This window comes from Candidatus Cloacimonadota bacterium, from assembly GCA_028706475.1.
GTDB lineage: Bacteria > Cloacimonadota > Cloacimonadia > Cloacimonadales > Cloacimonadaceae > UBA5456.
In genome coordinates this window covers 37,864-46,501 of record JAQWBI010000014.1, presented here as the reverse complement: position 1 = coordinate 46,501, position 8,638 = coordinate 37,864, and the positions used below count along the sequence as shown (strand labels likewise).

Genomic DNA, 8,638 nt, shown 5'->3' with positions numbered 1-8,638 from the left:
GATCAGATTATCGATATATATATAAAAAACGCTGGGCTATTGAAGAAGTGCATCGCCAAATGAAGCAGAGCATGAGATGGGAAAGCATGCGTTTAGGCAGCTATCAAGGCATGAAAAATCTCAATGCCTTTATGGCTCTGGCCTTGTACTTCATATACAAATGCAAAGACTATGTCCACATCCTGGCTATCGGCTTCCCTAAACTATTGAAATATGTAAAGAAAGACTGGACTAAGCCCAAAGAGTTCATCTATTATCGCATAACCGATGTCTTGAATATCTGCATCAATCAAATCATCCAATATAAACGAAGACCCAGTATTGAAGAACGACGAGACCAATGGCAAATCAAAATTAGGCTCAATTAAAAAAATGGGGGAATGCCAGATCAAGGCTTATATATCGATTATCTTTGTCTTCAGTTCTTCCTGAATGCTTCGAATATTGGCTGCAAGATTTGGTATAATGGGGATTCCCTTTTCCCTTACTTCCAGCTCTTTCTCATACTCTTTTTCACCTGCAACCCAGATGCGATCATGTCCTGGGAGTTTGCGTGATTCTTGTAGCTGTACGCAGATATCGCTGCAGATCTGTTTGAAATCTTCCACTTCAGTGAAGAAATCGATATTGATGGCCATAAAGAAATGTCCCAACCGATAGGGAACTGCCTTTCCTTCTGCGTCTCTGCCCCATAATCCATTTAAGTAGCTTCCGTTTTGCAGTGCAGCACATAATATTTCCACCATCGTGCCCAGACCGTAGCCCTTGTGACTTCCGGTTACTTCTTCAGTTCCGCCTAAGGGAAGCATGCATGCAGTCTGTTCCACCAGGTCTAGTAAGAGCTTTTTAGTATCAGTTTGGGGCTCTCCTTGAAGGTTAATCGCCCAATAGGGTGGAGTATCTCTTTCTTCGCGGGCATATTGTTCGATTTTCCCCCGCTGTGAAATCGATGTAGCGGCGTCGTAGATGAAGGGATAAGGCAGATTTGTAGGGGCTCCGAAACAGATCGGATTTGTTCCCAACAGTGGTTGAACCCCGTGAGTGGGGCAAATGGAAGGCCGGGCATTTGTAAAGGTAAGGCCGATCATGTCTTGCTTTGTGGCCATATCAGCATAGTATCCGCAGATTCCGTAATGGGTACTGTTGCGTACTGCTACGCTTCCAATCCCATAGAGTTGTGCTTTTTCAATGGCTTTCTGCATAGCTCTATGTGCTATTACATGCCCCATTCCATGATTACCATCCCATACTGCTGTGGCGTATTTATCCCGGATCACCTCGATTTGAGTAACAGGGTTTTGGATGCCTTGCTTAATGCGGTCATAATACATCTTAAACCGTCCGATTCCGTGAGATTCAATACCCCGCAGGTCGCTAGCGATCAACACATCGGCACATATACGGGCGTCTGTGGTAGGTACTCCGATCTTGGTGAAAACTTGAACTATAAAGTCGTGCATAGTTTCTACAGATAAATACATCATTATAATTCTCCTGTTTTAATTGCTACAGCGTTTAGAGGTGGAAAGCCGTTGAAACAGATAGCAGAATAACTTCTTGTGTATGCTCCGGTAGTAAAGATATACACTCTGTCTCCGGCTTGAGTAGTATCCGGCATGTGATATTTGTAGTTCTCATACAAAATATCCATGCTATCGCAAGTAGGTCCGGCCAGAATGATCTCATCCGCCATACCCTCACGTTCAAAATAGATGGGGAATTTGATGGATTCATCGATGGTTTCAATCAAGCCACCAAACTTTCCGATATCCAGATACACCCATTGATACATGTTGTTTTTGGACTTTCGGGTGATGTTGATCACTTCAGAGGTGATGATGCCCGCATCGGCTACCAGGGAACGTCCAGGTTCCAAAATGATCCTGGGCATATTCTCACCAAAATCTTCTGTGAGGAAACGCATGATTTCCTCTGTGTAATCTGCAAGAGTAAAAGCAGGATCCACATAACTGGCTGGAAATCCACCGCCCAAATTGATCATTTCCAATTCCACCCCATGTTCCGCTACGGCGTCAAACAAATATTTACAGCGAGCTATGGCGTCGTCCCACTGACCAATATCGCGCTGTTGAGAACCTACATGAAAAGAGAGGCCATAGGGCTTCAATCCCAGTTCATCAGCCTGCAGGATAAGGTTATACAAGATGTCGGCATGTGCACCGAATTTACGGGAGAGCGGCCAGTCCGCTCCGGTGCCCTCGGTCAAAATCCTGAAAAACACTCTGGCATCAGGTGCTACTTCTGCAATATTGATCAAATCAGATTCGCTATCTGTGGCAAAGAGCCGCACACCTTTTTCGTAGAAATACGCCAAATCGGTTTTTTTCTTGATGGTATTGCCGTAGCTTAGTTTGTCCGGAGACACTCCCATATTCAGCATCATATCCAATTCATAGCGAGAGGCAATGTCAAAGCATGAATGCCGATCTTTCAGGAGTTGTAATATCTCTATCATGGGATTAGCTTTCACCGCAAAGTAGATGTCTGCGATGGGGAAATTCTTGTGAAGTTCATCGTATCTTTGGGCAACGATGTCCAAATCTACGATCAGAGTAGGAGTGGGCAGCTTTTGGGAAAAATTCCGGATTTTCGCAAATCTCCCAGGGTCAATGAATCGTTCTACATCGAACTGATAAGGCTCTTTATACATGGCATAGTCCTCAGCACACAATAATTAGATCAATTTATTTCGCTGGCATAATCATGTCAATTGAATATCTGCTCAAAAATGGAGATAAAAAACGCCGCCCTGAGATTGGGACGGCGAGTAATTCGTATATAGTGTTATTCACCAATATAATATACTGTGATGATACCTATGCTGCTGGTTCCACCCGAAGCGGGGAAGTTCAGGGATAGGACATCCGACACATAATTAGCTTCATTTTCCCATATGCTTGCTTTCATCCGGGTTAAGGTCGTGTTTGGCGGGCCTACAATGCTGAAGTATCCATCGGCGTCGGTTTCTGCGCTGAAGTGTCCGCCTTCGCCTCCAGTTTCATCTACAGTATTGAAATACACCCATTTATCCCCCAGATATTCGCCATCGTCGCTCTGTATCCGTCCAGTCAGTATTCCTCCAGGAACCATGGTTATCTCACCAAAATCCCACACATTACCGGGTTGGGGAACTACAAAGGGAATTGCTGCCGAATACAAATATCCTCTCATACTCAAACTGAATATTATGTCGAAGCTGGTAGTATTATCATAATGCGAAGCATTTACACTAAAACTTCCATCTTCTTCAATAGTCAGCCAAGCGCTGAATCCCATGTCTCCATGGGGGATATTCAATTGAAATACTTGTCCCCAGCCAGAAACAGGCTCGCCTTCGGAATCCACCATTTTACCCATTATCATAAAGCTGCGGTCTTGAATCACAAGGTCATCCACAGCAGCGCTTTGGCCTCCATCAGGAGTTGCTATTTCTCCCGTCATGGAGCTGGCAGATGTTCCAGAAAAAGCTTGAAGCTTCACAGTGGAATTTGCCTTTACTACTATGCTGAAATCACCGTTTTCGTCAGTGTAAGTATTTGTGTATCCTGCATAAACTACACCTGTCGCAACTACCTGGGCTCCAGCTATAGGGTCATCTCTGTCTGCCGCAGTTACCTTACCCGTGAGTGTCGCTTGATCGTCGACAACCACGGGATGGTCGAAATTCCAATAGGAGAAGTGGCTCACGTTACCCACGTAGTAACTACCCACTTTGGAGGCTAAACCTTCTTCCATCCAGTTCCCGGTCTCTTCATCATAATACCAAAGAGGCATTGTGTCAGGAGCATTTTCCAGTAGAGAATATGGAATTGGTGCGATCAACTCTGCTTCTTTACCTTCTGCCAATTGCAATTCCTGGCTAGGGTCACTGGCATTTCTGAAGGACGCAGAGACAAAGCCGTAGGATTCGAACATCGTGGTGCTACCATCGGTCTGAATCCCCGAAAAATTGCCCGGAAACGTGTCCAAGCATTCTGGATCGGTGGGATCAAAGTAGCGGACATCTGCCCTTACTGTTCCCGTATAGGCCTGGCCATCTGTTGTCATAAATGCAGCTGCCGGGATGTTTAGGGCAATTGTAGCATCGATATTGATCTCATCGGTACCGGAATATGTGCCTTCGTAAACCTGAAACAGTGTGGCAGACACATAGCTGGTCCTTCCTTCACTTATGTCCACCACTTTCTGAGTGGAAGCTCTGCCCTCCATCGCGAAATTGACCAACACCTTATCTGATGCATCGATACCACTGAGAGTGAATCTACCATTACTATCGGTAGTGTCGGAAATATCTCCCACAGAAACCGTCGCACCCTCCAGCACAGCTCTACCGGGGGAGTAAACGGTACCTGCCACAACACCGAAATCCATGCTTGGGATTGTGGGTTTTTTCTTGTTGTCTTTGTCGCAGGCAGAGACAAAGAGCATAAATACAATAATTAATGAAAACAGGAGTCGAAGCAACGTCATTCTTCTGCTCATCACTTGTTTTTCCTTTTTTTTGGGTTTTTGATACATCTGATATCAATATCTCTGCATATTATACAACATAAGATACAATGTACTACACAGATGTCAAATAGAATATGCGTAAAAAAAAAGGAATTCAGTAGGTTAACCGATATAAATGATATTTTGAAGAGCTGCGTGTACAGTAACTATCTTCTCTCTGTGCTCCATCCGGTTTTGAAGTACATATAATCGAGTGATCATCGAGTGACGACAGCTTTATAACGCCTTTATATCTACTTCGGCACTCAATGAGATTCAGGGTATGGTTCGCAAGAGCAGTCCGAAGTGAATGCAGTATTGCCTTGTTGGCAGTTGTCAGAATTGTGCCACGTAACAATCCGGGAATCCCTTTATACTTGACTTTTTTCGTGGTCAACGCTCATTTGTTCTCGTGAAAAAGATCATTCACATCGATATGGATGCCTATTTTGCCGCCATAGAGATACGTGAAAATCCATCTCTGAAAGGTAAATGCGTGATTGTGGGCGGTTCGCCTCACAGCAGGGGAGTTGTGTCCACTTGTTCCTACGAAGCGCGGAAATATGATGTTCATAGCGGGATGTCTTCGTTTCAGGCCTGGAAACTGTGTCCTCAGGCAGTGTTTGTGCATAGCCATTTCAAGCTTTATGGCGAGATTTCAAAACAGATTCGCGAGGTATTCCATTCCTGGACGGACATGGTGGAGCCGATGAGCCTAGATGAAGCTTATCTGGATGTTACTCAGAATAAAATGGGCGAAGCTGATCCGGTAAAGATTGCGCGCATGATCAAGGATGAAGTGAAGAAGCAAACCCGTCTCAGTTGCAGTGCTGGAGTTTCTTTCAACAAGTTTTTAGCCAAGATCGGCTCGGATCTGAACAAGCCCGATGGATTGGCGATCATCACCCCAGAAAATGCCCAGGATATCCTATTTGCGTTACCCATCGGCAAATTCCATGGGATCGGGAAAGTGACGGCTGCCCGTATGCGGAAAATGGGGATCAATACTGGAAAAGACCTGTATGATCGCAGTCTTAGGGATCTTGTCAAACACTTTGGTAAGGCCGGTCATTTCTACTACAATGTGGTGAGGGGCATCGATGACCGCGATGTAGTAACCTATTGGGAACCAAAGTCCATCAGTTGTGAGAACACCTATTATGAAGATATCGGCAATTTGGATGAACTGCTCATCAAAATCCGGGCTCTGGCAGATAAACTCTCCAGCAGAATGTGCTATAAGAATATCCAGGGCACTAGTCTTACCTTAAAGATTAAGTATGCAAATTTCGAACTGATAACCCGGAGCAGCACTTTGCCGGAACCGAGCAACGATAAGGAGATAATCTATAGCTTTGCAGAACAGTTACTGATAGCAAATTGGGACGCTTCCCGAAAAGTACGGCTATTAGGCTTGGGAGTGGGCAAGCTGGATTGTGAAAATGATTACGATCAATTGGAACTGGATTTATCTGGTTCCAAGGCAGGACAAAATGGCGATTAACTAAATCCGCAGCCACCTGCTTAAATGCTCTTTTAGCTCTAAAACGCTTTGAGCATGGTTGATTCTTTCTCTTATCTCCTTGCTTCCGGGTGCGGCTTTGATATAGTGACACAATTGCGAGCGCATTTCGCGAACCACCAGGTGTTCTTCCTTGTAAGCAAGGGCATTGTCAATATGGCGCAGGGCAGTATCCAGTAGCTTGTCCTTTGTGATGGGACTATACTCGCCGTAGCGCAGGTATTCCTTGATCTGAGCAAAGAGCCATGGGCGTCCCAAAGCACCGCGGCCGATCATGATGGCATCGCAATGGGTATCCTCTATCATCTGTTTGGCACTCTCAGGGCTGTCTATGTCGCCATTCCCGATTAGCGGAATGCTAAGGGCTTGTTTTAAATTTTTGATATGTTCCCAGTTACTCAGACCGGAAAACATCTGTTTGCTTGTACGCGGGTGAAGGCAGAGGATATCGGCTCCGCTTTCCTGCATTAAAAGACCAAAATCCATGTAATTGATGTTGCTGGAATCCCATCCGCTACGAAACTTGACGCTAAGGGGGAGCTGTCCCTGAGTGACGGACTTAACAGCTTTCACAATCTCTGATGCCTGAGTGGGGGCTTGCATCAGAGCCGAACCCGCTCCTCTCTTTACTACTTTCTTTACCGGGCAGCCCATATTTATATCGATGAAATCCGGCTTATAGGGCAGTAAGGCTTCGGCTGCTCGTGCCATCACCAAAGGATTCGAGCCAAATATCTGTACACCGTAAGGGCGTTCTTTATCTGAAAACAGCACAAAAGCAAGGGTTCTCTTCTGGTCGCGAATCAAACCGTCTGCACTCACCATCTCGCTAAGCAGATAGTCAGCCTGCCAGTCTTTACAGAGCTCGCGAAAGGCACGGTCTGTGTAGCCTGCTAGGGGAGCCAGATATAGGGGAGTGTCAGCCAAGATGGTATTTGCTCTTGATGGCTGCAATGTTTACGTCATCTATCTGGGAAGAGTGCATCCTGTCCTTGGCAAATTCCAGATATAGCCCGCTATCCAAAAAGAAATCCACCAGGTCAGCATCCAAATGGCCGTCCTTCACCATGAAGGCCATGATGGTGAGGGATTCGGAAAGGGTTTTGGCTTTTTTGTAGGGTCTGTCTGCAGAAGTGAGCGCTTCAAAGATATCTGCAATGGCAATCATACGAGATTGTAGGGGCAGTTTCAAAGCCTCCAGGCCTTGGGGATAGCCTTTTCCGTTCAAAGCTTCATGGTGAGTAGCCGCATAGTATGCAACATTGCTATACTTCTTTGGGAAGCTTAGTTGGGACAACATATCCCAGGTAACTGATACATGTGCACGCATGATCTGGATTTCTTCGGAATTCAGAGTACCGCGGCGGATGCTGAGGTTTTTCTTATCGGTTTCATCCAGGAGATAATAATGTTCACCTTCGTATTCAAAGTTGATTTCAGCAAGGGCTTCCATGCGTGCTATTACAGGATCGGGCACAAACTCGCCCCCGATATTCAGCTTGCGGATAAACTCGATTGCCTCATCGATGTAACTAATGGGATCTTGCTCCACGCAGCCCAGTTTATCTTGCACAAAGCAGGCAAAGTCTTGCTTGCTAAGCTTCAGTTCGAGGTATTTGATAAGAGTTCTGAGATGGAAGGCACGAGCTTGAACCAAGGCAAAGCCATCCATAATCCGTTCCAGCTTGCAACTCTTATCCATCACAAATTCTGGGGTGATGATCTTGCCGATGTCGTGCATCCAGCCTGCCATCGAGATCTCTTTCAGTTGGTCTTCGCTGAAATGGATTTGGGCAAAAGGACCGCTGTCTGCGATATTTATCTTTTCGGCAATCATGTCTGTGAGTAAGGCAACGCGAGTGATGTGATCGGAGCTGTACTTACTCTTCTTCTCAATAGCTCCTGCGATAGAGCGCATAAATTGCATCAAGAGGTCTTCCAAACTGGCGATTAGTTTGCGATTGGAAAGCGCAATAGCTGCCTGGGACGATAGGGAGGAGAGCATGGTCTTGTGTTCTGGGCTGAAGCTGATGATCTCATTCTCGTCATCCAGGGGGTTAATGAATTGAATTACTCCGAGCACGGTGTCTTCATGGTCTTTCAACGGAATGGTAAGCATAGCTTTGCAGCGGTAATTGTTCCTTTTATCGCTCATCAAGGTTCCGCTGATGTCGTATTCCGTTGCCTGATACACATCATCGAAACAAAGGCTATGTTTATTGTGATATACTGCTGAAACTATGTGAGAAATCACTTTGTTGCCATCGGCGTCATAAAGGGGAACCGGATTCCAGCGAATGGGATCGTTTGAGCCTCCTTGACGCATATTCAGCGTTGCATTATACACCAGCTCAAACTCCAAAAAGCGCGCGTCTTCGCTTACCTTGTAGATGGTGGCAGCGTCCGCTCTGGTAAAGGCAATACCTTCATCCAGAATCATCTCAAAGATCTTGTCCAGATCGGTCTCGCTGGAAAGAGACTGGCCAATTCGCGTGAGCTGCTGAATGTGCCTGATCTGGTCTTCAGCCATGTCTGTGATTATTTGTACTACCAGATTCAGAGTCTTGTTTACTTGTTTATTTGAACTGAATGTGTAATCCATAT

At 45.6% G+C, this 8,638-nt stretch carries 7 protein-coding genes; 2 read left to right on the top strand and 5 right to left on the bottom strand.

The window, feature by feature from the left end:
- The coding region (locus PHF32_04270; GenBank protein MDD4559943.1) for a transposase at positions 1–368 on the top strand (368 nt) is incomplete at its 5' end.
- Positions 369–395: 27 nt separating this feature from the next.
- Here PHF32_04270 and PHF32_04265 read toward each other — a convergent pair.
- The 3 genes from PHF32_04265 to PHF32_04255 form a co-directional block, all read right to left on the bottom strand.
- A complete protein-coding gene (locus PHF32_04265; GenBank protein MDD4559942.1) occupies positions 396–1,484 on the bottom strand; it encodes an Ldh family oxidoreductase in 1,089 nt (362 codons plus the stop codon).
- On the bottom strand, positions 1,484–2,671 hold the full coding sequence (locus PHF32_04260; GenBank protein MDD4559941.1) for a type III PLP-dependent enzyme: 1,188 nt from the start codon (positions 2,669–2,671) through the stop codon (positions 1,484–1,486). Before PHF32_04260 ends, PHF32_04265 begins: the two co-directional genes overlap by 1 nt.
- Before the next feature lie 134 nt (positions 2,672–2,805).
- Positions 2,806–4,503 (bottom strand): carboxypeptidase-like regulatory domain-containing protein, encoded by a 1,698-nt coding sequence (locus PHF32_04255; GenBank protein ID MDD4559940.1) that lies wholly within the window; start codon positions 4,501–4,503, stop codon positions 2,806–2,808.
- Between the two features lie 421 nt (positions 4,504–4,924).
- On the opposite strand from PHF32_04255, the gene dinB reads away from it, so the two are divergent.
- Positions 4,925–6,016, top strand: a complete 1,092-nt coding sequence (gene dinB / locus PHF32_04250; GenBank protein ID MDD4559939.1) for a DNA polymerase IV — start codon at positions 4,925–4,927, stop codon at positions 6,014–6,016.
- Here dinB and dusB read toward each other — a convergent pair whose 3' ends face one another.
- Both dusB and PHF32_04240 read right to left on the bottom strand, forming a co-directional pair.
- Positions 6,017–6,961 carry a tRNA dihydrouridine synthase DusB gene (dusB, locus tag PHF32_04245; protein MDD4559938.1) on the bottom strand — a complete coding sequence of 315 codons (945 nt, stop codon included), beginning with the start codon at positions 6,959–6,961 and terminating at the stop codon, positions 6,017–6,019.
- Positions 6,954–8,636: a GAF domain-containing protein gene (locus PHF32_04240; GenBank protein ID MDD4559937.1), complete on the bottom strand. Its 1,683-nt coding sequence runs from the start codon at positions 8,634–8,636 to the stop codon at positions 6,954–6,956. Before PHF32_04240 ends, dusB begins: the two co-directional genes overlap by 8 nt.
- Between the last annotated feature and the right edge of the window lie 2 nt (positions 8,637–8,638).